The sequence below is a fragment of the Pantoea rodasii genome (genome assembly GCF_002095465.1).
Classification (GTDB): Bacteria; Pseudomonadota; Gammaproteobacteria; order Enterobacterales; family Enterobacteriaceae; genus Pantoea; species Pantoea rodasii.
In genome coordinates this window covers 239,237-265,867 of sequence record NZ_MLFP01000086.1, presented here as the reverse complement: position 1 = coordinate 265,867, position 26,631 = coordinate 239,237, and the positions used below count along the sequence as shown (strand labels likewise).

The following is a 26,631-nucleotide window of genomic DNA, read 5'->3' as shown; positions in this document are numbered from 1 at the left end:
GCGTAAAAAACAGCCCAAAAAAATTTTCTGCCGTATTGCGTGGCGAAATTTTGCGGAATTGCCGAAGGAATAAACAGATGATTTACTTCACAAAATCTGTGCATCGCAGCGGTGCATCTCGCATGAAACTTGCACTAAAACAGGGATAGGCGGGAAAAGTATGACCAAGCGCACAAAATAAAACAGCGCCGATGACCTGAGGCCAGCGGCGCTGCTTTTAAACCTTGCACGCGTTAATGTGCGCTTTGCGGTAGGGTCGCCATTAATGGCGACGATGTTTATAAACTGCCAATATGAAACGTTTTCTGCTCAAGGTATTCTTCAATACCATATCGCGATCCTTCACGGCCTAATCCGGATAATTTAATTCCACCGAAAGGAGCCGCGTCTAAGGATATCGCGCCGGTATTAAAACCAACCATGCCAAATTCCAGAGATTCCGCGACCCGCCATGCCCGACGAATATTCTCAGTAAAGAAATAGGCCCCTAATCCGTAAGGCGTGTCATTCGCCATTTGAATAGCTTCATCCTCCGTGTCGAAGACGAACAGCGGTGCTACAGGTCCGAAGGTTTCTTCATGTGCAATACGCATACTGCTGGTGACGTTGCCTAACACCGTGGGTTCGACAAAAGTGCCGTTTGGCTGGCTGATGCCGCCACGCAGCAAGGTCGCGCCCTGGCTCAGCGCATCGTCGATGTGACTGTTCACCTTTTCCACCGCACGCTCATTGATCAACGGCCCGATGGTGCTGCCGGGCGCAAATCCATCGCCCACTTTGAGCGTGGCTACCGCTTCCAGCAGTTTCTCGCTAAAGCGCTGGTAGATGCCGCGCTGCACCAAAATACGGTTCGCACAGACGCAGGTCTGTCCGGCATTACGGAATTTACTCGCCATCACGCCAGGAATGGTGATATCCAGATCGGCATCATCAAACACGATCAGCGGTGCATTGCCGCCCAGCTCCAGGCTAAGGCGCTTGATGCTGTCGGCGCTTTGCTGCATTAACAACTGACCAACACGAGTTGAGCCGGTAAAGGATATTTTGCGCACCGTGCGGCTGGCGGTTAGCGTGCTGCCAATCTCGGTGGGCAAGCCGGTGAGCACCTGCAATACACCCGATGGGAAGCCCGCGCGCTCGGCCAGCACCGCCAATGCTAAAGCCGAAAGCGGCGTCAGCTCTGAGGGTTTCACAATGATCGGGCAACCGGCGGCCAGCGCTGGTGCCACTTTTCGGGTGATCATCGCAATTGGGAAATTCCACGGTGTGATGGCGGCGGCAACGCCCACCGGTTGTTTCAACACCAGAATGCGGCGGTCTTCGCTTGGTGCCGGAATAGTGTCGCCATAGATGCGGCGCGCTTCTTCGGCAAACCACTTCACAAAGCTGGCGCCGTACAGCACTTCCCCTTTGGCTTCTGCCAGCGGTTTGCCCTGCTCTGCGGTCATGATGATCGCCAGGTCATCAGCGTGATCGACAATCAGCTGGTACCACTTATCCAGCAGTGCGGCGCGCGAGGCATTCGGGGTTTTCCCCCAGCTGGCACGCACTGACTCGGCATAATCTATCGCCTGTTCGGTTTCAGCGGCACCCAGCGCCGGAATGGTGGCAATTTGCTGCTGGGTTGATGGATTGATGACCGGCAGCGTGGCACCTGCGTGTGCATCTTGCCAGCGCCCGCCAAACAGCGCCTGCTGGCGCAGTAGCGCCGCATCGTTTAATTGAATTCGCGACATTTTCATCCCCTGTGTCCTGTTCATTTCACTGTAACGTGGCGCAGCAGTGCAGGATGTTTTTCTACGAGGTGGAAGCCGATTCGGAAGGTGTTTTGCGACGGGAAAAGAAATTTTATGCCGTGCCGGGTGCACAGCAATATGTCATCGTTAATTACGCAGGTTGCATCCTGGTGCGCACGAATGCGCATCAGGGAAATGTAGGGTCGCCCTTTAGGCGACCGCTGTATCAAATCTGGAAATCGATAGCCGGTTCAGACTCCGTTTCATAGGAGAGCGCCTGACGTTTAATCTCTTCCAGCGACAGATTCGCATTACACAGTTCCAGGAACTGCCAAACGTAATTGCGCTGCAGCTGGCCGCGCTTCAATCCCAGCCATACGGTATTGGCATCAAACAGATGATGGGTGTCGATTTTCACCAAATCTTCACCTTCATAGATATCGCATGCCTGATCGGCGAGGATACCCACGCCAAGCCCCAGCTCAACGTAGGTTTTCACCACGTCGGAGTCCTGGGCGCTGAGAACGATATCCGGCTTGATGCCTGCCGCCTGAAACGCGCGATCAACACGTGAGCGACCAGTGATCCCCTGACGATAAGTGATCAGCGGATAGCGGCTCAAACTGGCCAGCGTGACCGGCTGATGTTGCAGCAGTTCATGGTCATGCGGCACCAGCAGTGAGTGATGCCAGCTGAACCAGGGAAATGCGGCCAGACTACTGTTGTTCACCAACTGCTCAGAGGCGATACCGATATCGGCTTCACCGGCCAGCAGCATGGCAACAATCTCCTGCGGCGAACCCTGATTAAGCTCAAGACGGACGTTCGGATACAGCTGACGAAACGCTTTGATCACGCGTGGCAGGCTGTAACGTGCCTGAGTATGGGTGGTGGCGATGGTCAGCACACCGCTGGTTTCATTGGTAAACACATCCGCCAGGCGACGTACTTTGCCCGCTTCATCAAGGATGCGTTCAGCAATGGTCAACAGCGCTTTGCCCGGTTCGGTCATGCCTAATAGTCGCTTGCCACGACGAATAAAGATTTCAACACCGAGTTCATCTTCCAGATCGCGAATATGGCGGCTAACCCCAGATTGTGAGGTAAACAACGTATTCGCCACTTCTGTCAGGTTGAATTCGCAACGTGCCGCTTCGCGTATAATTTTAAGTTGCTGGAAATTCACACCCTTTCTCCTGTTTCCTGCCCTGTTTTGTCCATGTTATGAACTTGGCGTCATTGCAGGAAATAATAAAAAACGGTGTGTTATGCGGAATAGTAATAAGGAGGGTTTGCTATTTCGACGTGGGCGCGGGGATTAAAGCTTGATGAGTTTACCCCAGCCGTTGAAAGCTGGGGTAAAGAAGAAGTGATTAACCAACCAGCATCAACTCACGCTCTTCCGTCATCGGCTTATTCAGCAGTGACAGCAGAATGTTTTTCACAGCCTGCGCGGATGGCGACAGCGGCAGACGTGCTGAGATGTTCAGTGACAGTGGCAGATTCAGCGATGGGCTATTGATACGTGCCATCCACGCATGGGTTGAACTCACCAGGGCGCGAGCCGCTGATTCCGGCAGCACGGTCACACCCATGCCGCTTGATACTGCTGCGGTCAGCGTTGAAATCGATTCAATTTCGCCGATGATCTTCGCGCTCAGACGACGCAGTGAAAACGCTTCGTCAACGCGTTTGCGCACGGCGCTATAGTCGCGAGGCAAGAACAGGTTCATCTGCGCCACATCGGCCAAATCGATGGTAGCGCCCGGACATGCCGTAGCACCGACCAGATATAACTCTTCTTTCATCAGCGGGATACTGTTGATACCTGCCGTCGGAGCGCGGTCGTACAACACCGCCATATCCAATTGGCCGTTCATCACTTTTTCATTTAATGACGTACCGCTGTTCTCATGCAGATACACCAATACATCCGGGAACTGTTCACGCACGGTTTGCAGCAGCGGCATGGTCAGGGAAGACGCCGCAGTACCCGGTGCCAGACCAATCGACACCTGGCCATTTAATGCCTGACCTGCATTGATCACTGCGGTTTGCGCCTGCTCACACTGGCGCAAATGGTCCGAGCATGTGCATACAGAATTTTGCCTGCTTCGGTCGGCGTGACGCCACGTTTGGTGCGGATCAGCAATTGCTGATCGAGTTCATTTTCCAGCGTCGCAACTTGCTGGCTAAGCGCAGGCTGCGCGATATGCAGCACTTCTGCTGCCTGAGTCAGGCTGCCGATATCGACGATTTTTACAAAGTACTTCAGTCGTCTTAAATTCATATTGCCTCCGTCAATCCCCGAATGCCCAGTATCTGGGTGTCTCAGCCTGCTGGCTTGTATTCATGAAGTTGCAATATGCAGGCCAGGTTTATTCGTGGCGTAAAAAAGCAGGGCCAGAATATTCCTAACGGCACGGAAAATAAGCCTTTCTGATTACCTCAAAAGAGTTAATAAGCGGAATGCATGACGCAGGATGATTAAAAACAAATCGAAACGCACCACAACAGTGCACAGAATGCGAGGCAGGTGTGCAAAAAAGTGATGACCCAAAGCGTCGCCTTGGTGCAGAAACCACAGAAATTGCACATAAATGCTCATAACGAAAGCAAACGCGGGGAAAGGAACAGGATCAACCAGTGGGAAAACTTATTGTGGGAGGCGTTAAGCGCTAAGTCATTCGCGCTGTAACAAGGCGGCAAGATTGTTTAGCCTTGGGAGCGTAGATAACCGATGGACGTGAATGTAAAAATGAATCATTTCACAACCAACTCAAAGCAGATACGCGAAATAATTCGCGCTGTAGCAAGGCGGCAAGCCCGTTTAGCCCTGGGAGCATAGATTACCAGGGTAAACGGGCGCAGCAACGCAGCTACAGTGTGAAGTATGAAGCGTATCAGCGCTTTTTACGGTTTCTATGCATATCGATGGACACCGCTGCCACTATGATGATGCCTTTAATAATGTCTTGCACGTAAGCATCGACACCGACGAAGGTGAATCCGCTTTTAATCAGACCGAGGATCACCGCACCAATCAGCGTACCAGTGATGCGACCCACGCCGCCCATCAGGCTGCTGCCGCCGATAACGGCTGCGGCAATGGCATCCAGTTCGTAGGCCATGCCCATGCTTGACTGGCCGCTGCTAACACGTGCCGCCAGCACGACACCCGCCAGGCCAGACAGTGCACCGGCGATGGTGTAAACAATAATCAGATACTTGTTAACGTTGATACCTGACACTTTGGCAGACGTCATGTTGCCGCCAATCGCGTAGACATATTTACCGTAACGCGTGTGCTTCAGAGCAATGTGGAACAGGAATGCCACCACCAGGAAGATAATCACCGGCATCGCGCCCTGTCCGATGGAGGTAAAACCATCTGACAGGAAGCTGATTGGATTACCCTGGGTGTAATACTGGGCCAGACCACGTGCCGATACCATCATGCCCAACGTGGCAATAAAAGGGGGAATACCGGTTTTAGTGATCAAGAAACCGTTCATCACCCCGCACAGCAGCCCGACGCCAATACCGGCCACAATCGGGATGACCGCAGGCAGGTTCACTAAAGAAGGATACATCGGCGTTAGGCTATCAGAGGTTTGTGCCAGACTGGCCGCCACCACCGCCGTCAGTGCTATCACCGAACCGGATGACAGATCGATACCGGTAGTGATAATGACCTGCGTCACCCCCACCGCAATGATGCCGATAATGGCAACCTGCAGCACGATCAACACCAGACGGTTGGTATTCATCAGGAAAGATTGGTCACGTACATACCAACCTGCTATCTCAAAAATCAATGCAATACCCAACATCACCACAAAGATGCCGGTATCCTTCGGCATTTTGTGACGCAGGTTACTAAAGAAAGAGGTTGATTCAGCGGCCTGGGGGGCCGTAATTTTAACGTTACTCATAGGTGTCTCGCGCCTCACTCGGATGCCAACGACAAAATGGATTCCTGATTGGCCTCTTCTTTATCGAGGATGCCAGTTATACGTCCGCCGTGCATAACCATCACGCGGTCGCTCATACCGAGAATTTCTGGCAATTCAGACGACACCATAATGATGGCGACGCCACGGTTTGCCAGTTCACTGATTAGGCGATAAATCTCGGCTTTTGCCCCAACGTCGATACCGCGCGTTGGTTCGTCGAGGATCAGAATCTTCGGTTGTGCCAGCAGCCAGCGTGCAATCAACACCTTTTGTTGATTACCGCCGCTGAGGTTATTGATGATCTGATCCATGGTCGGCGTTTTAATGTTGAGTTTGCGGATCTGCTCCATGCAGTCCTGCGCCATCTTCATGTGGCTAACGAAACCGCTTTTACCGATGTAATCCGGCATGTTGACGATGCTCATGTTCTCCATCACCGACAACACCAGGAATAACCCGGACTTTTTACGGTCCTCGGTCAGGAACGCCATGCCCTTTTCAATCGCCGTGGAAGGCGAATCGATCTTGGTTGGCACACCGTCGATCAGCACTTCACCGCTGTCGAAGCTTTCCATTCCGAATAAACTTTCCATAACCTCACTGCGCCCCGCTCCCACCAATCCTGCCACGCCAAGGATTTCGCCTTTACGCACGCTAAAACTGATGTCGGTAAAGCGGTCTTTACTGGTCAGGTTACGTACCGTCAGCACTTCATCGCCAATGGCACTGTTGAATTTCGGGAACAGTTGAGTCAGTTCTCGCCCAACCATCTGCGTGATCAGCGACTGACGGGTATATTCGCTGGTGCTATTACTGCCCACCCAGGTGCCGTCACGGAAAATGCTGACTTCATCGGTGATGGAGAAAATTTCATCCATCTTGTGGCTGATATAGATGATGGCTTTACCCTGCGCGCGCAGGTCCCGGATGATGGTGAACAGATGTGCCACTTCGGTTTCCGTCAGGGCCGAAGTCGGTTCATCCATAATCACGATGTCGGAGTTCCATGACACCGCTTTGGCAATCTCCACCATCTGCTGGGCGGCGATACTCAATTCGCCGACCATGCGATCGGCTTTCAAACGAATGTTGAGTTTGTTGAGTAACTCCTGCGTCTGCTTATTCAGCAACGCGTGGTCAACAAAGCCGTACTTCATCGGTTCGCGACCTAGCCAGATGTTTTCGGCCACGGTCATATAAGGCACCAGATTCAGTTCCTGGTGGATCATCGAGATCCCAGAACGCAGCGCGTCCATTGTGTCCTGAAACTGTACTGGCTCCCCTTTAATGCGAATGGTGCCCTTATCGGGACGATACATCCCGATAAGGCATTTCATTAAAGTGGATTTGCCCGCGCCATTTTCACCCATCAGGGCATGTACCGACCCCGGTTTGATACGCAGTGAGACATTGTCGAGTGCCTTCACTCCGGGGAAGAACTTGCTGATGCCTTCGGCTTCAAGCGCAAATGCGGTCATACATCACCTCCGTACGGCTAAGTCGGGAACGTTTATTTCTGATTACGAGCTTCGAATTGTGCCATGTTGTCTTTGGTGATCAGCTGGTAAGGGATATTGATGACCTTCTCAACTTTCTCGCCATTTGCCAGTTTGACGGCAGCCTGAACTGCGCCTTCACCCTGACCTTTTGCATCCTGGAACACGGTGGCGACCATCTTGCCGTTTTTCAGCATCTGTAACGCATCCGGGGTACCATCCACACCGGCAATCAGGATGTGGTTGGGGTTTTTACCCAATGCCTGCAGTGCGCCTATCGCCATTTCGTCGTTGTTCGAGGCAATCGCCTGAATGTCATCACCTGCGGTCAGCCAGTTGCTCACAACATCGACGGCATCATTACGGGTGAATTTCGCGGTTTGCTTCTGCACAACTTTGATGCCTGGATATTTCGCGACCACGGCTTCAACCCCTTTGGTGCGGTCACGCGTGGATTCATTGGCCAGATCGCCCATCAGAATCGCGACGTTACCTTTGCCGTCCATCGCTTTCGCCAGCGCTTCCATTTGCAGACGACCGGCCAACTCAGAGTCGGAACCGACGTACGCCATTTTGTCAGTCAGTTCGCCCGCGGGTTTACGGTTAACGAAGATCAGCGGTACACCGGCTTTTTTCGCGGCATCCATCAGCGGTTTGACGGCATTGGTGTCCACCGGGTTGACGATAATTGCGTCTACGCCCTGACCAATGAAGTTCTGAATTTGTTGCAGCTGCTGGGAAACGTCGCCTTTCGCATCTTCAACCTGGCCTTTAACGCCATCTTTCGTCATTTCTTTCTGCATCGCGGTGCGCAGAATAGTGAGGAAGTTATCGTCAAACAGCGCCATTGAAACGCCCACCTGAAGGTCTTTTGCCATGGCTGCGGCAGGTAACATGCAAACTAACAGGGAAGTCACTAACGCTTTTTTGAATTTCATAGGTAACCCTTTTTATTCGTTAACATGCACAGGTTGGCTGATACGACGAATGAAAAATATCTTTTACATTCACTCAACGGCGCTGGCGTTATTTTTCTGTTTGTAGAGGTAAGTCATCTGGTCTAACGCTATCGCTTCGGTACAACTTTTTTCTGCAACTATCTACTTATCAACATGTTATTTTCAAAATACCGTTTCAGACACCAAAACTGATTTCACCCGTGATGATAAGCAGTTCATTTGTTTCATCTGATCGTCATTTGAAATTTTCATCATAAAAGCACTGAAATGATTGTTTTAAAATCGGCAAATAACAAAACTTTGACACGCCTCTAACATCTCAAAGGAATTGCGCTTAAAGTGAGATCTTGCTGGCAGTTTGAAATCTGCACACTCAAGGCAGAAAAACAGCATTCCGCTGCTTTTACGCGCACTTAAACCAGAAGTGTGCGATCGGGCTTTGACATTGGGGATCGGCATCGCTAATATGCGCCTCGTTCACACGATTCCTCTGTAGTTCAGTCGGTAGAACGGCGGACTGTTAATCCGTATGTCACTGGTTCGAGTCCAGTCAGAGGAGCCAAATTTAAAAATCCCGCTCAGGGAAACCTGAGCGGGATTTTTGCTTTTATGCTATTCACTGCAGTTTCAGTTAATAATGGCTTCTAGTCGGGCCAGCACTTCATTTACAACAGCTTCGGGTATACGTTCCAGACGCTTACCGTTCCGGGCGCCCATATCAATCGTTCTGGGCTGGTCGCAGCGAATGACGCCCGTGGTTTTTGTTCCCACGCCGTCCAGTGAGACGGTAAAACCGGCTGTACGGGCGAAGTTTCCGCCGCTGGTGACGGGAACAACAACGGGTAGCCGGGTCAGCTTGTTAAATGATTCCTTCGATACGATAAGCACCGGGCGTTTTCCGCTTTGCTCATGGCCGGCAATCGGATCCAGTGAAACGAGCCAGATTTCCCCTCTGTCCATTTACAGGAGCTCCTTGCCCGTCGCAGGCGCATCAATCCATTCCCGATCTTCTTCGCTCATTTCGGCATGCGGATCGCATTGAGCCAGCAGTTCTTCAAGCGTATAACGGGGCCGGTTCTGGGGTTCAATAATCAGGCAGCCATTATTAATGGTCATACCCACTTCGCTGTCCGTCGACAGCTCCAGCGTTTTCAGCACGGCGGGAGGAACCGCCAGCATGATGGATCCGCCGACCTTTTTCAGGCGAGTTGTATACATAGCGCACCTCCTAATATTATATTTTAATATAACATCTGTAGCAGGCGATGCACAATTATTCATCAGATTCATTGTGATTCCCTTAGCGTAATAATATGTGAAGAAGGCCTTAATCCATGGAAGGATGGATCCGGCCGTTTTTAAAGGCGGCATTGCCGGTAACACGGCGACCATCCTGATACATCAGTCGCTTCTTTCAGGTCATGATGCATTTCGTGCAGGCAGGAACTGAGTTCATGGCAAGAAGGCCGATAATAGAAAACTGTTTTTTCGGTTCAAAGGATTATGGCGGATCGGATAACCGAAATGCGGCGTAGATTCCGGATAGGGACTGCATCGTAGAGACATCTGACCTGTTTGGATGATGTCACGAAGGAGTGCCTGACGATCACCACTACTTTCGGTATTTCAGGCGTTCAGCTAACGCGTATTAAGGCGATCCCAGTCAGAGGAGCCAAATTTAAGAAGCCCGCTCAGGGAAACCTGAGCGGGCTTCTTGCTTACAAAAAAGGCCCCCCGCTAAGGACGCGAGGCAAACCTTTTATCTGTTGAAATAGTGCGGAGGTCTAATGAGCCGCGAAGTCGCCACCTGCCAATTCCTGCTCCAGCTGCTCGATGCTGGGTAAACTGGTTTGCAGTTCTACCGGAAGGGATTCAACTAATTTATACTCAGCAATACCCATCGGCTGGGATTTATCCCCTAAGGCATATTCGGCAACCACTTTGTTTTTACTCTTACAAAGCAAAAGACCTATGGTCGGGTTGTCACGTTCATCTTTTACCTGCCGATCCACCGCCGTCAGATAAAATCCCAATTGCCCAAGGTGCTCTGGTTTGAACTTACCTCCTTTAAGTTCGATTACCACATAGCAGCGTAATTTGAGATGGTAGAACAAGAGGTCGATAAAGAACTCGTCACCACCTACATCCAACAGTACCTGTCGCCCAACAAAGGCAAAGCCTGCACCCAGTTCCAGCAAAAACTCGGTCACATGCTTTACCAGCGCGTTTTCCACTTCCCGTTCCTGAGCTTCTTCAGTTAGTCCCAGGAAATCAAAACGGTATGGATCTTTAAGTGACTCACGCGCCAGGTCAGACTGCTCATGAGGCAGGCTGACATCGAAGTTAGTTACAGCGCTACCGCTACGCTGCAGTAAACCGGTTTCTATTTGCATCACTAATATGTTGCGCGACCAGTTATGCTCGATGGCTCTGGCAGCATACCAGCGACGTTCTTCCTGGCTATTGAGTTTATCCAGCAGGGCCAGCTGATGGTACCAGGGTAATTGTGCAAGCACCGCTTGCACAAATTCCGCATCCGGCCAGGCTTCGGCAAAAGCACGCATATACTTGAGGTTACGTGGTGAGAATCCCTTCATTTCGGGGAAGGCGGTGCGTAAATCATGCGCTAGACGTTCAATGACTTTGGCCCCCCAGCCTTGATCAGCCTGACGAGTCAGGATGTCCCGACCTATCTGCCAATATAACCCCACCAGTTCTTGGTTAACCGCCAACGCAGCACGCTGCTGGGCGCTATGAATGCGCCCTTTCAGGTCACTTAGCCAGTGAGCGTAGTCGCTGGGCATTGGGGCCAGTGAAGCCGGGCGCTCTGGTGTCATTCGCTATCTCCATTTTAAGTTCCACAACTTACACCAGCAATTTGCCAGAGAGAAGATTTAAATCAGGCGCGTTTTCGCTTTCTGAGCTTTTCCTGTAACGGACTATCTAGCTGAAATAGCGTCGAAACTTTGATATATCGCGCATAAATGAATATTTGCTCGTTAATGTCTGGAACTGATAAGTGAAAAGTCATTGATATGCTGGACTAAATTGCGAACATTACTCACCCATGCATAGCATGGGTAAACTACGACTTACCACTGGTTAATGACGCAAACATTGATTTTAAAAAAATAATAATACTTAATAGAGAAGCCTGGAAATGTCACGCCGACATCCCAGAAATGAATAAAATACGAATTCAAAATGATGCAAAAAAATAAATCATTTTCAACCAAAAAAAATTAAATAAAGTTTGATTTATTTTAGTGAAAAACTAAAAATAGCCCAACATGAAAGAGTGCAACTTGATATAAGCGCGCAACCTTCAAGACATCATAAACAGGGAAGTAAAATCCGTGGCGACAAACCTTGATATTAGAAAGTTAACAAAAGAAGTACTAACCATCGTTCCATTTCTCTTAGCACTTGGTTACTTTATTTTATGGCTTTATTTAGACAGTATTGGTCAACTAGGGCTTCTTCCATCAATTTTAGATGACAAGGGCCCCTCATTCGCCTTGATATTGTCATTTACTATTATATCATTAGGATTGATTTTTGCTTTTTCTTTACCGAGTATGATTTTATGTCAGATTTTCTTATTAGATTGGAATAATGAACTCTCTAGAGTTATAAAAACCAATAAAATCCCTTTAATTTCCTTCAGCGTATCAATATTATACATTGCAAGCATAATGATGATTTCTTTGATTAACCGCACGCCGCAATACATCAAAGATCATATATTCATAATAACATTTTCCATATTTTCATTTATTACTTTTCTCATAGTTCATATTCTTTCTAAAAAAAGAAAGAAACTTCACATTTACTTCAAAAAAGGGAAGGAAATTAGAAGTAAAAACTTTATTAAAGAGAAATGTATCATTTCTGCGATTTCCTTACTTTCGGGGATAACCGCAATAGTTCCTATGTCATTCTTTTTACGCCTTAGCACTGCAGAAAGTAATGCCGGGGTATTAGTATTTATTGGCGTCTCTATTACTTTGATTTTTATTTCACATTTGCCAGCCATATTATTTTTCACCGAAAAAAACCTAAAAACTAACATAAAAAACAACATCCTAATATCTTCAACGGCTTCAATATTATTTTTCTTTATAATAATGCTAACCCTTCCAAACTTCTCAAGCATTGTGGTAAGAGGTGCTTTAAAAAACATCGGCATCATTGAAAGCGAACCTCATACTTATTCATTGAAAAGACAAGGTTATACAAATGATATGTTCCCACCTTCAGTTTGGAATCATGTAAACGTGACTAATGAAAAATACTTATTTATAAAAAGGCACTGTTATTTTCTCTCTGGGTAATGAGGTGTTGATTTGCCCTGAGTTTGTAATTAAGGCTCAAAATAAATACAGAAAATACAATCTCGATAACTTGCTCACTATTGATAAATCAGGCTTCCAGGATAAATATTTGAAACAAGCCATTAAAAGCTGCGCATTAATAAAAAAACCTGACATTACCAAATGGGATGGAGCTATGGATGGAATGAATTCTTTAAACTTATAACCATTGCAACTAAAAATAAATCATTTGTCATTAAGCTAAGGAAAGCTATTAAAAAAATGGGTAGACTGCACATTTAGTTGTGAGAAAATCAAATATCACCATTTAACAGCCTGTCCAGATTTCCCGACTAACCCTATAAAGCTGGATATCCAACTGAGTAAGGTGCCGCCCATCTACCTGAACAGGCATTTATATTTCTAATCTTTAATCTTACTACTACCGCGCCAGTGAAGCCGCCTGACTCAGTGTCATGTTGCGCGTCTCCGGTGCCAGCCACACCGATACCAGCAGGCCAATAAAGGACACAATCGCGGCGGCATACATGGTGTATTCGATGCCGAGGTTCTGCAGGGAAATCGGTACCAGCCAGGTGCCGGCCGCAGAACCGATACGTGACATGGATGAACCCATACCGACGGCGAATGCACGAACTTCCGTTGGGAATAGCTCGTTGGGATACACCAGTTCCAGCACCTGTGCTCCACCGATAAACACCGCGTAAGCACCAAACATCACCAGAACCAACATTTCTGACCCGTGCGAGAACATCCCTAACGCCAGCAGTGCCAGGCTTGACCACAAGAAGCTGTGGATGATCAGACGGCGACGGCCCATGCTATCAATCAAGCGTGTTGCAATAATACAGCCCACCACAAACAGCAAAGTAATGGCTATTGAACCCAATGATGCCCATTCACCGTCCAGATTGAGCGCCTTCAATACCACGGGTGCGAACGAATACACGGCAAACATCGGTACAACCGCCGCACTCCAGAACACTGAGACGAACAGCATGCGTTTGCCGTAGCCGGAGCGAAGCAGGTCTTTCAGCGTCACCTTGGCTTCAGCTGATTCGGTCGGCACGTTCTTCAGTGAAAACTCCGGGCCGTACACTTTCTTGATGATCTGCTCGGCTTCGCTAAGACGGCCTTTGCTGATTAACCAGCGCGGGGATTCTGGCGTGCCGATGCGCAGAACGAACAGTAATACGCCCAACACGGCCGGACTGGCTAACACGATGCGCCATGCCGCATCACCGCCAATCGACAGAATCAGATTACCCACGATATAAGCCAGTGCCGCACCGGCGAACCAGAGAATCGTCAACCCGGCCAAACGCTTGCCACGATGCTTTTGCGGTAAGAATTCGGTGAGTAACGAACCGGCTACCGGATATTCCAACCCAACGCCGACGCCCACCAGGAAACGCAGCAGGAACAGTGTGAGCGCCGATTCCGCCCAGAACGTTCCGACTGAACCGAGAATAAACAGAATGGGCCCGACGAAGAACAGACGACGGCGACCGACAATATCGGTCAGCCATCCACCGAGAAAGCCGCTGCAGAAAGTACCAAGCATCGCTGAAGCCGCCACCATGCCCTGCCAGAATGTATCAAGCTGCATGTGCTGAGAAAATTGCACGATCGCTACACCGATGATACTCAGCACGTAGCCATCCAGGATCCAACCGCCGCCTGCACGCAGCGACATTAACTGGTGAAAATTATTAAGTGGGACATCTTCAATGGATATATTGGTGTTGCTCATGACAGGGTCTCTCCTGAATTATTCATTTCTCTGCAGGCGCAGCGATCTGTCCAAATCAAAGTTCATTTGGCGGAACGTAAAGAAACAGAAAAAAACATCACTGACTGGTTTAGGTATTTCCTTAATCAGGAAATTGACCTCAAAACTTAACAAACCCTGCGTTTAATCCCTGAACATAAATAATGAAATAAAGGATGACCTGTTGGGAGGTCGTCTGCATTCACTATAAATAAGCGGTGTGCTGACCCAAAATGCATTTGTTCGCTTTTGTCTGTTAATCACAGGTTAACTCCATGTTCAAACTATGCTGATTTTCAGGTGGTGTAAACATGCCCAGCACACCCAAAACTTGAGATTGTGATCATCTCCAAAAATCATTCAGAAAAATAATTCGAAAAAGTTATACGTACAAATAATTGAAATTTAACCAATTAAATTTTTAATCAGGTAAATTCATACTACTTAATTGTATTTCCTTTGTATTTTTCATGTATGCAAAAAGTTACATCTGGGATGCGTTTTTGTTGAGTGGGAAGTGAGAAGAGACGAGTCAGCAGGCGTGCATGAGAACGAAACAGTGCGTGAGGTCGCACTGTTTATTGATCGGCAGAAAATGAGAGAAGGGAATTAAACGACAAACTCATAATGCGAGCCATCGGGAAGTTCAATGTTAAGACGGAGTTTTCCGCCCGCCGCTTCAACATAGCGCTTTAGCGTCGAGAGTTTTAAATCACGGCCTGGTTTTTCCATTCCCGCAACGGTCGGTTGTTTTATATTTAATGCCTGCGCTATATCTACCTGAGTTTTTTTCACTCTTTCGCGTAATTCAGCAAGGTGAATATTCAGCAGCACCTCTTCAGCCATGGTGTTGGCTTTGCCGACAACTTCAGGCTTCTCAGTCGCAAGAATCTGTTCAAGTGTTCTGCCCATACCGTTACTCCTTTCTCTCTTTGCGATGAAGATGATGAGTGAATTCTTTATCTGCGAGCGGGCTCAGCTCGGCATAAAAACGCTTTTCATTGCCACTCTTGTGTCCCGCACAAAGCAACACACCGCTGCGCCAGGGATCAAATGCATAAAATGCCCTGATAGGGACACCTCTGCTCTGAATGCGAAGCTCTTTCATATTGCTGAAGCGAGAGCCTTTAAGAGTATCGGCGTAGTGCCTGCATAACGCCGGGCCTGCTTGCTGCAATACGATCATTGCGGACAAAACGCATGCTCGATCAGTGTCGTCTTGCGCCATAAGCCAATCATCAAACGTGTCCGTTGTTATTATCTGCCACATGATACACTCCTGGTTATATAGGTCAAATACTATATAGGTTAAAGCCGATAATCAGTGTGGCGAAGCATGGCTCATCACGCACTTAATCTGTGATGACGTGTCGATAGGGATTCCAAAAAAATGCCCGCTCAGTCATCCTGAACGGGCATAGCTTTCAAAACGTAACGCTAATCCACGGCAGGCGGTAAAGGTGCCAATTCCAGGCTACTGCGGAAATCGCTGCCTTGATAGTCGCTATCCAACAGGTTACGGCGGCGCAGTTCGGGCAACAGTCCGTTGAGCAGCAGATCTTGCTGATCCGGATTTCCCAAACCGTGTAACGAGATCACGTCCAGAACACCCGCCTGATAGCGCTGTTCAATGGCATCAGCGAGTTGTTCTGGCGTGCCGGCGACAAACCAGTGTCCGGTCTCTTCCGCTTTGATGATCAGCTCACGCAGCGTCAAGCCTTCCAGCGCGTATTGACGGAAAATGGCAGCACGGCCCTGGCGGCGATGCACCTGTTCCAGCTGCGGAATCAACGAAGCCGGCAACGGTTGGTCGAGCGGCACGTCACGCAGATCGACTTCCCCGCCCAGCATATCCGCTACGCGCAACCTTCCCTGCTCAACATTGATGCGCTCATGCTTATCGCGCAGGCGGCGTGAGACATCGGCATCACTGTCGCCGATGATGGCGTGGAATGAATTCATGATCAGCGGCGGGTTATGCTCACGGCCAAAACGTCGCGCGCGCTGCTGTACATCCGCCACAAACGTCTGTGCCGCTTCAAAGGTTGGCTGAGAGGTGTAAATCACCTCGGCATAGCGTGCGCCTAGCGTGACACCCGCGTCGGATTGTCCGGCCTGGAACTGCACCGGTCGGCGCTGTGGCGGCGGCGGTACATTAAGCGGCCCGGCTACCTGGAAGAAATCACCGCGATAGTCGATAGGATGCAGTTTTTGATGGTCGAGACGAATACCCCCACTGGCCGTGCGCTGCACCGCCCCACGCTCGTTGGCGTCATACAGCGCATTCATCACCTCGATAAACTCCGTGGCGCGCGCGTAGCGTTCCTGCGGCGGCGGCAACTGGCTTTCACCAAAGTTCTCTTCACCCACAGAAGAGGTCACGGCATTCCAGCCTGCGCGGCCACCGCTGATGTGATCCAGCGTGGCGACCTGGCGCGCCAGATTATAAGGATGCAGCCAGCTGGTGCTGACAGTGGCGATCAAGCCAATCCGCGACGTCACCTGGCTCAACGCCGCCAACGCAATCAGCGGGTCCTGCGTGCCGGTGGTGCCTGCTAAGCCAGCGGGATCGGCCTGCAGCAAATCCGCCGTGAACAGCCCGGTGATTTTCTCGCGTTCCGCGATTTTTGCCAGCTCAATGGCGCGCGCAATGCCCACGCCCGGTTGGTCATCGTTGCCCGCGGAAATCACGCTGCTGGCACCCACTAATGTTTTCAGTTTTCGACGATAGGTTTGTGACACCACAATCTCCTTTAGGCCTGGCGTATGAAATCCGCTTTAACAGCATGAAGTGCGTCCGCATCAATCAGCAGACGTAACCCGGTGCGTGCCAGCACGCGTGCGCCAATCAACAGCGCCTGATAACCGCGCTCAGAATTGGCGGCTTCACGGAATGGCACCGTGTGGAAAATCAAATCATCCGGACCGATTTTCAACCACGGGTGCGCGGTGGGTACCGCGTGGCTGATGTCACCGGCATCGGTTGAGACTTTATTGCGCTGCGGCGACAGATCAACCTGCTCACCCGCGGCACGAAACTCCTCCAGCAACACCGCGTCCAGTGCCGGATTGAGTTTGAAATCACGCGGACCGATTTGATGGTCGATCTCCACACGCGTGCCAGTGGCCAGCGCCACACCTTCTGCAATCGCGCGCAGGCGGGGTTCCAGCGACTCCACGACCTCGCGGCTGTCAGCGCGAATGTAGTAATGCGCCGAGGCATATTCCGGGATCACGTTCGGTGCCTGCCCGCCATTGGTGATAATGCCGTGCACGCGCACGCCATCAGGCAACTGCTGGCGCAACACGCTGATGCCGTTGTACAGCAGCACCAGCGCATCCAAAGCATTGATGCCTTCATGGGGCGCACTGGCGGCGTGCGAAGGTTTGCCATAGAAATGGAAGTAGAGATGGTTGTTCGCCAGCGTCGCTTCGGTAAGCCGCGTTTTGCCGGACGGATGCACCATCAGGGCCACATCGACATCGGCCAGTAATCCGGCTTCGACAAAGCGTTTTTTCACGTTGCCTTTGGGTCCACCCGGACCGGCTAAACCGCCCTCTTCTGCGGGCGTCCCCAGCACCACCACGCGACCGCCAGTTTGCTCCAGCACCTGCGACAGGCTGATGGCTGCCGCCACGCTGGTGGTGCCAATCAGGTTGTGACCGCAAGCGTGACCAATACTGATTAGCGCATCGTACTCGGCGAGAAAGGCGATGGTCGGCCCCGGTTTGGTACTGGCTTTGACCGCGTAAAAGGCGGTTTCATGACCGGCAACGTTGCGCGTCACCTCAAAGCCTTGCGCAGTGAGCAACTGTGTTAGCTGCTCACTGGCAAAGTATTCATTGTTACCGGTTTCCGGCCTGGCAAAGATCGATTGCGCCACCGCAATATAGTGGGCGCTGTGCTCTTCGAGATGGTTTTCCAGCGTGAGCTGAAGCGTGTTCAGCGGCATAACGGATTCTCCTGAATCAAGGCAAGGTATTGCCATCACTCTAAGCGCGTTAGCTGCTGATGTTTAAAAAGAAATAGTGATAAGGATTGCGGGAAAAAGCACAACTCTGACGACAGTCAGAGCGCGATAAATCGCGCGCCTGTTTTAATGCCGTTTATCAATATGCTGCACCAGACGATCGCCCACCCATTGGATACCGCACACCAACACGATCAGCACCGCAATCACCGCGATCATCACCGAGGTTTCGAAACGCTGGTAGCCATAGCGGATCGCCAAATCCCCCAGCCCGCCGGCTCCGATTGCACCAGCCATCGCCGAGGCGCCAATTAATGCCACCAGGGTCACCACAAACCCGGAGAGAATGCCGGGCAGCGCTTCCGGGATCAGCACATCCCAGACGATGCGTAACTTGCTGGCACCCATAGCGCGTACCGCATCAATCAGGCCACGATCCACATCGCGCAGCGACACTTCGGCCACGCGGGCAAAATACGGCGTTGCGGTGATCGACAGCGGAACAATCGCCGCCCACGTGCCCAATGAGGTGCCGACCAGAAACCGGGTAAACGGAATCAGCGCCACTAACAAAATAATGAACGGCAGCGACCGAAAACCGTTGATCACCAATCCCAACACCCGGTTAATCCCACGATGTTCCGCAATTCCCCCGGCGCTGGTCATCACCAGAATCAGACCGAGTGGTAACCCGGCCACCAGCGAAAACAGCCCTGAAATCACGGTCATTAATACCGTTTCGCCCAACGCGTTGAGCAATAAATCAATCATCACTGGCGACATAACCGACTCGCTCCACCTGTGCTTGCTGCGCGCGCAGCCAGTTTAGAATTTGTTGCTCGTCGGCAGCGTTGGCGGCCGGAAGCGCGATAAAGAAACGCACCACCGCGTAGTGCTGGATGTGATCGATGCCGCCCTGTAACAACCGAAATTTACCCGGTAGCGCCGCGGCAAAGCGGGTCAACAGATCGCCCTGCGCATCCTCGCCCGCAAAGTGCACGCTGTAAATCACCTCGCCCTGCGGCTGCTGGCTGATGCGTGCGGCAAGTGCATCCGGCAGCTGTGGCAGCAAACCGCGCAGTAAGGTCTGAGTCAGATTCGACTGCGGATGCGCAAACACCTGCCATACCGGGCCTTGCTCGATAATCTCTCCGGCATCAATCACCGCCACGCGATGCGCCACCGATTTGATCACCTCCATTTCGTGCGTGATCAGCAGAATGGTGATGCCAAGCTTTTGATTCAGTGATTTCAGCAGCGCCAGAATGGATCGGGTGGTTTCCGGATCAAGCGCGGAGGTTGCCTCATCACACAGCAACAGTGCCGGACTTGCCGCCAGCGCACGGGCGATACCGACGCGCTGTTTCTGCCCGCCCGACAAGGCCGCCGGATACTGCTGCGCCTTATCGGCCAATCCCACCAGCTCCAGCAGTTCGCTGACGCGTAGATCGCGCTGCGCCTTATCCATGCCGGCTATTTTCAGCGGTAACGCCACATTCTGCGCCACGGTTTTCGCCGACAGCAGGTTGAAGTGTTGAAACACCATGCCGACGCGGCTACGCACCGTTTGCAGCTGTTTTTCCGACAGGCCGGTGATGTTCCGGCCTTCGATTTCAATGACGCCTTCGTCAGGTTGCTCCAGCCCATTCAAACAGCGGATGAGCGTCGATTTCCCCGCGCCGCTGCGGCCAATCAGGCCAAGGATTTCGCCCTTCTGCACCGTCAGTGAAATATCGCGCAGCGCCTGCGTTTTACCAAAACGGCGAGAAACACCCTGCAAGCGCACCACGCTGTCGCTTTCACGTGCGAAGCGTTCACGATCCTGCGCATTTTCCACCACGCCTCGCGTTACCGCGTGATAAGGCGCTTCGGCTCCTGAGAATATCGTCATGTTGATTCCTTACCAGGCAGTTTCGCCGGTGCCCTTGTAGACCTTATCAAACACGGTTTTCACGGCATCGTTCTGGTAGGAGGCCACCAACGTTTTGACCCAAGGTGCATCCACGTTCTCTTTCTTCACGGCGATGAAGTTGTTGTACGGGTTGCCTTTGACCGGCTCCTGCGCAATGCGATCAGACGCCGTCAGGCCACTTTTCAGTGCCCAATCGGTATTCACCACCGCCGCGTCCAGGTCGGGGACTGAACGGCCGATGATGCCGGAATCCAGCTCTTTGATTTGCAGGTGATGCGGGTTAGCAGTGATATCAGCAGTGGTTGCGGCAATGCCCACACCCGGTTTCAATTTGATCAGGCCCTGCTGTTCCAGCAGAACCAGTCCACGCGCTTCGTTGGAAGGATCGTTCGGCACGCCGATCACCGCTCCGTCTTTCAGCTCAGCCGCCTTCTTCACTTTCTTCGAGTAAAGACCAATCGGCCATACCGCCGTGTCACCAACGCGCACGATATCGTAATGGTTGACCTTGATTTGGTTATTAAGGAACGGCTGATGCTGGAAGGCATTGGCATCGACTTCACCATTTTGCAGCGCTTCATTCGGCTGGTTGTAGTCGTTGAAAATCACGGTCTTCACCGTTAATCCTTTGGCGGCGGCCTGCTTAATCACTTCGCGCCAAACGTCTTCATCTTCCCCACTGATGATGCCAACTTTAACCGAGGTTTTATCCGCGGCGTGTGCCAGTGAAAGCGGCGCCAGAGTGGTGCTGGCCAGCAGCAAAGCGCCAGCGGTTAACAAGAATTTATTTTTGGCAGATGCCAGGCGTGTGTGCATAAATTATTTCCTAATCGTTATCATTGTGGTGGTGAAAATCCACAGTCGTGATGAACTGTTAGCCGCAGTATACGCAGATGCTTATTCCTGCATTATGATTTATCCGGGAATGCTATTCCTGAAAAGAATAAAGACGCACAGCCGCTCGCATCGCCACAAGTGAGAAGGCGGCTGTGATACCATGCCGTTTTGAATGACCTGTTATTGAGCGCTATGTCGGACACTACAACGAAACGTAAAAATGACCCGGAAGGGCTAAAAAAACGCATCCTTGCCGGTGCCCTGAAAACCTTCGCCGAATTCGGTATGCAGGGTGCGCGCCTGGAACAGATCGCCGAGCACGCGCAAACCACCAAACGCATGGTGGTCTATCACTTCATTAATAAAGAGAAACTGTATATCGAGGTGTTAGAGCAGGTGTATCAGGCCATTCGTGAACACGAAACCGGACTGAATCTGGCTGAGATGGAACCCGAGCAGGCGATGATTAAACTGGTCGAAGCCAGCTTCGATTATCACGCGACGCATCAGGATTTTATGCGCCTGGTGTGTACCGAAAACCTGTTGCGCGGCCGCTACATTGTGCAGTCAGAACGCATCAAGGCGTTGAACAAAAGTACACTCGATCTGCTGGATGACATCCTGACGCGTGGCCAACAACAGGGCATCTTTATCGATGGCCTGAACACCGTTGATGTGCACCGTTTGCTGAGCAGCATCTGCGTGCATCACGTCGCCAATCGCTACACCTTCCATTTCCTGTTTACGCCGGAAGACAGTGAAGAAGACAGCATTCGCCGTAACCGTCAGCTGGCGGTTACCGCTACGCTTCGCTATATCCGCAAAGCGCCTTAATCTGCGGCGGCGTTGTGATGGTCTACGCTTACCAAACGGGACCGTCACAGACCTCAGATTAAGGAACGCCGTAGTGAACAAAGACTCCCTTCTCTATCCGTTACGCAACACGCACAACACCGAGCGCGATAGCGCCGTGTGGAACTGGGCGCAGAACAGCGTGGTCGGAGAGCGCAATCAACTTAAGCAACCGCAGAACGAAGCCGAGCTACAGCAACTATTGCGCGATTCTCAGGGCAAAGTGCGCGTTATCGGTAGCCGTTTATCACCCGGGCGTATGCTGTGCGTGAATGCCGAAGACCTGCTGCTTGACCTCAGTGCCTTCAACGGCATAGTGGCGCAGGATGCCGAGAGCATCACGTTTGCAGCGGGAACCCCCCTGCAACAGGTGTTTGACACGCTCACTGAGCAGGATCGAATGCTGGCCTGTTCGCCAGGGGTGATCGCCGTGCAGACGCTGGCGGGCGCCATGGCCACCGGCACGCACGGCCAGGGGTTGGCACAAAGCTCGCTGGCCGATGAGGCATTACGTATCCGCATGGTGCTGGCCGACGGCAGCGTGCGAGAATTTCTTCGCGGCGAAGCGGATTTTCCGGCGGCACAGACATCGTTAGGTGCGCTGGGCATTGTCACCGCCATCACGCTGCGCACGCAGCCCTTCCGGCTCTTTACCTGCCACAAATTTGCCGTCTCGGCGGATTCGCTGGAGCAGGATTTGCCAGCGTGGAACCAGCAATTTGAATTGAGTAAAGCCTGGTGGTTTGTCGATGACAATCTGATGCACGTATGGAATGCCAATCCAGCTGATGAGAGCGATGTGCAGGCGTGGTACGCGAATCAGCGCGACGTGATTGAGCATGGCGACGACACCGACAGCAGCCTGAACGACACCATCGATCAAACGCTGGCGCAGATGCATCGCGATACCCAAATCCACGGCAAAGGCGGCAAACAATTCCGCACCGTCTCGCGTTTCCGCGACTTCACCGATATCAGCGGCGACATCTATCAGCTGTTTTGCCGTGGTATCGCGGTCCCGCAGATCAACGTCGAGATTGGTGTCCCGTTAGATAAAACGCCGCACATCATCAGCAAAATAAAAGCCTGGTACGCGGAAAATCATCCGCATATGCATTATCCGATCATCCTGCGTTGCACCGGCGCGTCAGACGCCTGGCTCAGCCCAGCGCATCAACAGCCGACCTGCTTTTTGGTTTTGTGGTGTATTACGCGGATGACGGTTCGCTGTCACAGGATGGTCTGCACTTCCTTACCGAAGTGGAAAAACTGTTGGCGGCGGAAGGCGGACGGCCGCACTGGGGCAAATATTACGACCCTCAGCGTTATAGCTGGCGCGAGATTTATCCGCAGTGGGATGCGTTCCGCGCGGTTCGGCAACAGCTCGATCCGCAGCGCCGTTTTAGCAATGACTATGTCACCGCTTTGTTTGATTAATTTTACGGGGAGAAGCCATGTTTGCCTGGGTAACGCTGCTCACGCAGCCTGACTATTTTATTGGCGTCAAAACGCTACATCGCTCGCTGAAACGCAGCGAAACCAAGTGGCCGCTGATCGTCATGGTCACCGATGCTATCGATATTGAAACCCGCGAAGCGCTGCAGGCGCTGGGCTGTGTTATTCATCCGGTTGAGCCGCTGAAGCCAAATGCGGAGCTGGAGCAGCATTATGCTTCAGCGCAGTTTGGTGAGGTGTGGAGCAAGCTGCGCGCGTGGGAACTCACAGGCTGTCAGCGCGTGGTGTTTCTGGATGCCGATATGCTGGTGCTGCGTAATATGGACGAGCTGTTCACGCTGGAGTTGGGCGATAACGCGCTGGCCGCCTGTCACGCCTGCCGCTGCAACCCCAATAAAATCGCCAGCTATCCTGCCAGCTGGCAGCCGGAGAACTGCCATTATACCTGGCAGGATCGTGGCGAAGCGGCACCGACCACGCTGGATCGTTATCTCAACGGCGGTTTTCTGGTGCTGGAACCGGATCAAGAGGTATTCAACTGGCTGCAACAGAAAGTCGCCGCCATCACGGATTTACGCCGCTACCCCTTCTCTGAACAAGACTTGCTGAATGAGGTGTTTGAGAATCGCTGGCTGCCGCTGTCGTACATCTACAACGCACTGAAAACGCTGCCGTTCCAGCACAGTGCGATGTGGCGGGAAGAAGAGGTGAAGAATCTGCATTTCATTCTGGCCAAGCCGTGGAAGCGTGACCTTAATCAACCGGAAAATGAGCGAGACCGCTATTACGCGCTGGATAAGCTGTGGTGGGAGTTAGGGGTTAATTAACGTTAACTGAGTCGCTGCCTCACAACGCTTGAGGCAGCTACTCATTGACGTGAACCTCTGCAAAACGCTGAGGCTATTAATCTGCCAACACGTTATCAACGCGTTTTGGCAATACGCTCCAGTGCCACCTGAGCCAGAAAACCCGAACGAGTTTTAAATTCAGGATGGGTAGCGACACAACGGTCAATACGGTCAATCAACAGCTTCGGTAGAGTGACATTAATCTTCTCTGAACCACCTAAAATACGCGTCACATCCACTTCCACCAGCACCCAAACATAACCTGTATAGGCGGGATCTTTCATCACGCTTTTAAGTTCTGAAACTGCCGGAATATCCTGCTCCAACTCAACCATTAACTCCAGATGCCCGATGATGGCCTCTTTCGCGTTTTTCACCGCGTCTTCCAGCGTATCTCCAGCAGAAAAACAGCCGGGTAAATCAGGGACCGTGACACCGAACGCCGTGCTTTCATCACCCGCTTCAATCGCAATCGGATAGAACATTGTTAATACCTCTCTCAATTTAATGGACTGCAAGCCCGGCCTGTTTGCGGATGCTTTTTACCGTTTTTATCGGCAGATCTTTTTTAGGGTGCGGAATCGTCACTAAACCTTTCTTAGTGGGATGCACAAAATGATGATGGCTGCCGTTAATCCGTATCAGCTCCCAACCATCGGCCTTGATCTCAGCCATTAATGACCTGCTATCCATGTCCATGCTCTGTTTCGTCCTGAAAGCAGAAAGATAACCCCAGCAACCCTAAAAATCAAGAAATGGAGTTATTGGGGTTCCCATTTAGTCCTAACTGATATTTGGCCACTTCTTCTCTCAGCCATTTGATGAACACCTTTTCTTCTGGCGCGGCCTGCCGATCCTGACGTGTGACTAACCAGTAAGGCCATGGATAGTCAGAGCTGATAGACGTGAGTTGCACCAGATCTCCCCGCTGGATAGCGTCATGGACCAATGAAAGACGTTCCAGTGCGATGCCCTGGCCGAGCAGGACTGCCTGCAAAACCAGGTTAGAATCATTAATCACGATTCCTCTGGCTGTGATGGGTTGCGACAAACCTGCGGCTTCACACCAGTCACTCCAGGACTCGAGGGTAAACATGATTTCGCTGGCGGCAATTTGCTGTGGGGTACGAGGCAAGTCGCCACCATTGAAGTGCGGAGCCGCCACGACCAGCAAGCGATCTGTAAACAGATGCTCGCTGTGCAGACCCGTCCATTCACCTTTGCCCATACGAATAGCGATGTCAGCGCCTTCCTGTTGTAAATCGTTGACGCTGAGACTGGCTTGAATGCGTATATAGATATGAGGGTAATGGGCGCGAAAACGGGCCAGCCGCGGCATCAACCAGTGGCTGGCAAATGAGGGCACCATAGAAAGCGATAGCTCAGTTCGCCTTGGCCTGACCTGAACCTGTCGGGTGGCATCTGCAATACAGAACAAGGCTTCGCGGATTTGTAGCGCATAGAGCCGCCCTTCTTCGTTGATTTGTACGCCACGCACCTGGCGGGTAAAGAGACGCACACCCAATAGTTCTTCTAACGCCTTTATCTGCTGGCTGATCGCCGAGTGGGTAACATGCAGTTCAGTGGCTGCCAGTGTCAGACTGCCTAACCTCGCCACGGATTCAAAGGCGCGCAGCATCGCAACCGGTGGATAATCTGACATGATAAGTTTCCAGTTCACAGGCAAGAAGCCTCAGCCTGCCATAACAGGTATAAGTTTTACTAACAAAATAGCTTACAAGCCGTTGCTGGTTCGCTGGTTTACAACGGGTTAATGTCATTCGCTCAGAGAGTGAAATGAACAAGGAGTTGTGATGAAACTGATCGGTATGCTGGATTCGCCCTATGTCAGACGCGTGGCCATCTCGCTGGCCATGTACGGCAAAACATTTGAACATCAACCGCTTTCTGTATTTGGTGATTACGCACGCTTCGCCGATATCAATCCGGCGGTTAAAGCTCCCACACTGGTGCTGGATGACGGCACGGTGTTGATGGATTCCAGCCTGATTTTGCACTATCTGGAAGCCAATGTTCAGAGTGGCAATAAGCTCCTCCCTTCAGATGCAGCGGCGCTGGCGTTAGACACCCGTTTGCTGGGTCTGGTACTCGCTGCCAGCGAGAAAGCCGTTCAACACGTCTATGAACATCATTTGCGCCCGGAAGAAAAATGGCACCAGCCATGGGTTGATCGCGTTACGCAGCAATTGTTAGCAGATTGCGACTGCTGGAATGCGGCGCTTGAGGGAAGAGAGGCGAAGCGGGATCAAGTGGCGATAACCAGCGCCGTGGTGTGGAGTTTTATTCAGTTGATGGTGCCGCACGTGGTGCAAGCTAATGACTACCCACATCTGCAGGCACATACGCAGCGGATGGAGGCGCTACCTGAATTTATTGATTATCCGATGCAATAGAAAGGAGTGGTAGCAGCACAATTCATTGCTTTTTGGTCAGCCCGAGCTGAGAACAACGCAATAAATCGTGCCGCTACGGTTAAATGCCGT

General features: G+C 51.4%; 23 protein-coding genes, 1 tRNA gene and 2 pseudogenes. 6 read left to right on the top strand and 20 right to left on the bottom strand.

What is annotated here, in order from left to right:
• Window positions 1-278: 278 nt before the first annotated feature.
• From HA45_RS24585 to HA45_RS24555, 6 genes and pseudogenes are all read right to left on the bottom strand, one after another.
• Complete coding sequence (locus tag HA45_RS24585; protein ID WP_100701358.1) at window positions 279-1,736, bottom strand: NAD-dependent succinate-semialdehyde dehydrogenase; 1,458 nt, start codon at window positions 1,734-1,736, stop codon at window positions 279-281.
• Window positions 1,737-1,962: 226 nt separating this feature from the next.
• Window positions 1,963-2,922 carry an HTH-type transcriptional regulator Cbl gene (gene cbl / locus HA45_RS24580; protein ID WP_100700908.1) on the bottom strand — a complete coding sequence of 320 codons (960 nt, stop codon included), beginning with the start codon at window positions 2,920-2,922 and terminating at the stop codon, window positions 1,963-1,965.
• Between the two features lie 187 nt (window positions 2,923-3,109).
• A pseudogene (nac, locus tag HA45_RS24575) lies at window positions 3,110-4,026 on the bottom strand (nitrogen assimilation transcriptional regulator NAC).
• Between the two features lie 613 nt (window positions 4,027-4,639).
• Window positions 4,640-5,671, bottom strand: a complete 1,032-nt coding sequence (locus HA45_RS24565; RefSeq protein ID WP_100700910.1) for an ABC transporter permease — start codon at window positions 5,669-5,671, stop codon at window positions 4,640-4,642.
• A 14-nt stretch (window positions 5,672-5,685) separates the two neighbouring features.
• The gene (locus HA45_RS24560; RefSeq protein WP_100700911.1) at window positions 5,686-7,170 is read right to left on the bottom strand and encodes a sugar ABC transporter ATP-binding protein; all 1,485 of its coding nucleotides are present in this window, start codon (window positions 7,168-7,170) and stop codon (window positions 5,686-5,688) included.
• 32 nt (window positions 7,171-7,202) lie between these two features.
• On the bottom strand, window positions 7,203-8,126 hold the full coding sequence (locus HA45_RS24555) for a sugar ABC transporter substrate-binding protein (protein ID WP_100700912.1): 924 nt from the start codon (window positions 8,124-8,126) through the stop codon (window positions 7,203-7,205).
• Between the two features lie 507 nt (window positions 8,127-8,633).
• On the opposite strand from HA45_RS24555, the gene HA45_RS24550 reads away from it, so the two are divergent.
• Window positions 8,634-8,709, top strand: a tRNA-Asn gene (locus HA45_RS24550).
• Between the two features lie 65 nt (window positions 8,710-8,774).
• Here HA45_RS24550 and HA45_RS24545 read toward each other — a convergent pair.
• The 3 genes from HA45_RS24545 to HA45_RS24535 all read right to left on the bottom strand — a co-directional run bounded on the left by HA45_RS24545 (window position 8,775) and on the right by HA45_RS24535 (window position 10,984).
• Window positions 8,775-9,107, bottom strand: a complete 333-nt coding sequence (locus tag HA45_RS24545) for a type II toxin-antitoxin system PemK/MazF family toxin (protein ID WP_100700913.1) — start codon at window positions 9,105-9,107, stop codon at window positions 8,775-8,777.
• Window positions 9,108-9,365, bottom strand: coding sequence for an AbrB/MazE/SpoVT family DNA-binding domain-containing protein (locus tag HA45_RS24540; RefSeq protein ID WP_100700914.1), 258 nt, complete (start codon window positions 9,363-9,365; stop codon window positions 9,108-9,110).
• Window positions 9,366-9,931: 566 nt separating this feature from the next.
• Window positions 9,932-10,984, bottom strand: a complete 1,053-nt coding sequence (locus HA45_RS24535) for a PDDEXK nuclease domain-containing protein (protein ID WP_100700916.1) — start codon at window positions 10,982-10,984, stop codon at window positions 9,932-9,934.
• A 519-nt stretch (window positions 10,985-11,503) separates the two neighbouring features.
• Between HA45_RS24535 and HA45_RS24530 the strand changes: the two genes are divergently transcribed.
• The gene (locus HA45_RS24530; RefSeq protein ID WP_128599109.1) at window positions 11,504-12,481 is read left to right on the top strand and encodes a hypothetical protein; all 978 of its coding nucleotides are present in this window, start codon (window positions 11,504-11,506) and stop codon (window positions 12,479-12,481) included.
• A gap of 421 nt (window positions 12,482-12,902) precedes the next feature.
• Here HA45_RS24530 and HA45_RS24525 read toward each other — a convergent pair whose 3' ends face one another.
• From HA45_RS24525 to HA45_RS24490, 8 genes are all read right to left on the bottom strand, one after another.
• Window positions 12,903-14,234 carry an MFS transporter gene (locus HA45_RS24525; RefSeq protein ID WP_100700919.1) on the bottom strand — a complete coding sequence of 444 codons (1,332 nt, stop codon included), beginning with the start codon at window positions 14,232-14,234 and terminating at the stop codon, window positions 12,903-12,905.
• A gap of 627 nt (window positions 14,235-14,861) precedes the next feature.
• Window positions 14,862-15,164, bottom strand: coding sequence for a transcriptional regulator ProR (gene proR / locus HA45_RS24520; RefSeq protein WP_100700920.1), 303 nt, complete (start codon window positions 15,162-15,164; stop codon window positions 14,862-14,864).
• A 4-nt stretch (window positions 15,165-15,168) separates the two neighbouring features.
• Complete coding sequence (locus HA45_RS24515; protein WP_100700921.1) at window positions 15,169-15,522, bottom strand: type II toxin-antitoxin system RelE/ParE family toxin; 354 nt, start codon at window positions 15,520-15,522, stop codon at window positions 15,169-15,171.
• Between the two features lie 167 nt (window positions 15,523-15,689).
• Window positions 15,690-16,994, bottom strand: a complete 1,305-nt coding sequence (locus tag HA45_RS24510) for an NtaA/DmoA family FMN-dependent monooxygenase (RefSeq protein WP_100700922.1) — start codon at window positions 16,992-16,994, stop codon at window positions 15,690-15,692.
• A gap of 11 nt (window positions 16,995-17,005) precedes the next feature.
• A complete protein-coding gene (locus HA45_RS24505) occupies window positions 17,006-18,205 on the bottom strand; it encodes a M20 family metallopeptidase (RefSeq protein ID WP_100700923.1) in 1,200 nt (399 codons plus the stop codon).
• 144 nt (window positions 18,206-18,349) lie between these two features.
• Entirely contained in the window at window positions 18,350-19,006 is a 657-nt protein-coding gene (locus HA45_RS24500) for a methionine ABC transporter permease (RefSeq protein ID WP_100700924.1), read from the bottom strand.
• Entirely contained in the window at window positions 18,987-20,114 is a 1,128-nt protein-coding gene (locus HA45_RS24495) for a methionine ABC transporter ATP-binding protein (protein ID WP_100700925.1), read from the bottom strand. Before HA45_RS24495 ends, HA45_RS24500 begins: the two co-directional genes overlap by 20 nt.
• A 9-nt stretch (window positions 20,115-20,123) precedes the next feature.
• Window positions 20,124-20,951 (bottom strand): MetQ/NlpA family ABC transporter substrate-binding protein, encoded by an 828-nt coding sequence (locus HA45_RS24490; protein ID WP_100700926.1) that lies wholly within the window; start codon window positions 20,949-20,951, stop codon window positions 20,124-20,126.
• A 213-nt stretch (window positions 20,952-21,164) separates the two neighbouring features.
• On the opposite strand from HA45_RS24490, the gene HA45_RS24485 reads away from it, so the two are divergent.
• The 3 genes and pseudogenes from HA45_RS24485 (at window position 21,165) to HA45_RS24475 (ending at window position 24,106) form a co-directional block, all read left to right on the top strand.
• On the top strand, window positions 21,165-21,806 hold the full coding sequence (locus HA45_RS24485; RefSeq protein WP_100700927.1) for a TetR/AcrR family transcriptional regulator: 642 nt from the start codon (window positions 21,165-21,167) through the stop codon (window positions 21,804-21,806).
• Between the two features lie 73 nt (window positions 21,807-21,879).
• Window positions 21,880-23,261: pseudogene (locus HA45_RS24480) on the top strand (D-arabinono-1,4-lactone oxidase).
• Window positions 23,262-23,278: 17 nt separating this feature from the next.
• Entirely contained in the window at window positions 23,279-24,106 is an 828-nt protein-coding gene (locus HA45_RS24475) for a glycosyltransferase family 8 protein (RefSeq protein ID WP_100700929.1), read from the top strand.
• A 95-nt stretch (window positions 24,107-24,201) separates the two neighbouring features.
• Here HA45_RS24475 and HA45_RS24470 read toward each other — a convergent pair whose 3' ends face one another.
• From HA45_RS24470 to gcvA, 3 genes are read right to left on the bottom strand one after another with little or no spacing between them, the layout of a single operon-like run.
• Window positions 24,202-24,612, bottom strand: coding sequence for a type II toxin-antitoxin system HicB family antitoxin (locus HA45_RS24470; protein WP_100700930.1), 411 nt, complete (start codon window positions 24,610-24,612; stop codon window positions 24,202-24,204).
• Between the two features lie 19 nt (window positions 24,613-24,631).
• Window positions 24,632-24,820, bottom strand: coding sequence for a type II toxin-antitoxin system HicA family toxin (locus HA45_RS24465; protein ID WP_034824653.1), 189 nt, complete (start codon window positions 24,818-24,820; stop codon window positions 24,632-24,634).
• A 55-nt stretch (window positions 24,821-24,875) separates the two neighbouring features.
• Complete coding sequence (gene gcvA / locus HA45_RS24460) at window positions 24,876-25,790, bottom strand: transcriptional regulator GcvA (protein WP_100700931.1); 915 nt, start codon at window positions 25,788-25,790, stop codon at window positions 24,876-24,878.
• A gap of 151 nt (window positions 25,791-25,941) precedes the next feature.
• On the opposite strand from gcvA, the gene HA45_RS24455 reads away from it, so the two are divergent.
• On the top strand, window positions 25,942-26,541 hold the full coding sequence (locus tag HA45_RS24455) for a glutathione S-transferase (RefSeq protein ID WP_100700932.1): 600 nt from the start codon (window positions 25,942-25,944) through the stop codon (window positions 26,539-26,541).
• The last annotated feature ends 90 nt before the right edge of the window (window positions 26,542-26,631 follow it).

Excerpts from the sequence above, each read along its gene's own strand:
- HA45_RS24515 (WP_100700921.1), bottom strand. The coding sequence starts at position 15,522 with ATGTGGCAGATAATAACAACGGACACGTTTGATGATTGGCTTATGGCG.
- HA45_RS24500 (WP_100700924.1), bottom strand. The coding sequence starts at position 19,006 with ATGTCGCCAGTGATGATTGATTTATTGCTCAACGCGTTGGGCGAAACG.
- HA45_RS24490 (WP_100700926.1), bottom strand. The coding sequence starts at position 20,951 with ATGCACACACGCCTGGCATCTGCCAAAAATAAATTCTTGTTAACCGCT.
- HA45_RS24555 (WP_100700912.1), bottom strand. The coding sequence starts at position 8,126 with ATGAAATTCAAAAAAGCGTTAGTGACTTCCCTGTTAGTTTGCATGTTA.
- HA45_RS24465 (WP_034824653.1), bottom strand. The coding sequence starts at position 24,820 with ATGGATAGCAGGTCATTAATGGCTGAGATCAAGGCCGATGGTTGGGAG.
- HA45_RS24475 (WP_100700929.1), top strand. The coding sequence starts at position 23,279 with ATGTTTGCCTGGGTAACGCTGCTCACGCAGCCTGACTATTTTATTGGC.
- HA45_RS24495 (WP_100700925.1), bottom strand. The coding sequence starts at position 20,114 with ATGACGATATTCTCAGGAGCCGAAGCGCCTTATCACGCGGTAACGCGA.
- HA45_RS24525 (WP_100700919.1), bottom strand. The coding sequence starts at position 14,234 with ATGAGCAACACCAATATATCCATTGAAGATGTCCCACTTAATAATTTT.
- HA45_RS24455 (WP_100700932.1), top strand. The coding sequence starts at position 25,942 with ATGAAACTGATCGGTATGCTGGATTCGCCCTATGTCAGACGCGTGGCC.
- HA45_RS24535 (WP_100700916.1), bottom strand. The coding sequence starts at position 10,984 with ATGACACCAGAGCGCCCGGCTTCACTGGCCCCAATGCCCAGCGACTAC.
- gcvA (WP_100700931.1), bottom strand. The coding sequence starts at position 25,790 with ATGTCAGATTATCCACCGGTTGCGATGCTGCGCGCCTTTGAATCCGTG.
- HA45_RS24565 (WP_100700910.1), bottom strand. The coding sequence starts at position 5,671 with ATGAGTAACGTTAAAATTACGGCCCCCCAGGCCGCTGAATCAACCTCT.
- HA45_RS24585 (WP_100701358.1), bottom strand. The coding sequence starts at position 1,736 with ATGTCGCGAATTCAATTAAACGATGCGGCGCTACTGCGCCAGCAGGCG.
- HA45_RS24540 (WP_100700914.1), bottom strand. The coding sequence starts at position 9,365 with ATGTATACAACTCGCCTGAAAAAGGTCGGCGGATCCATCATGCTGGCG.
- HA45_RS24485 (WP_100700927.1), top strand. The coding sequence starts at position 21,165 with ATGTCGGACACTACAACGAAACGTAAAAATGACCCGGAAGGGCTAAAA.
- proR (WP_100700920.1), bottom strand. The coding sequence starts at position 15,164 with ATGGGCAGAACACTTGAACAGATTCTTGCGACTGAGAAGCCTGAAGTT.
- HA45_RS24545 (WP_100700913.1), bottom strand. The coding sequence starts at position 9,107 with ATGGACAGAGGGGAAATCTGGCTCGTTTCACTGGATCCGATTGCCGGC.
- HA45_RS24470 (WP_100700930.1), bottom strand. The coding sequence starts at position 24,612 with ATGTTCTATCCGATTGCGATTGAAGCGGGTGATGAAAGCACGGCGTTC.
- HA45_RS24560 (WP_100700911.1), bottom strand. The coding sequence starts at position 7,170 with ATGACCGCATTTGCGCTTGAAGCCGAAGGCATCAGCAAGTTCTTCCCC.
- HA45_RS24505 (WP_100700923.1), bottom strand. The coding sequence starts at position 18,205 with ATGCCGCTGAACACGCTTCAGCTCACGCTGGAAAACCATCTCGAAGAG.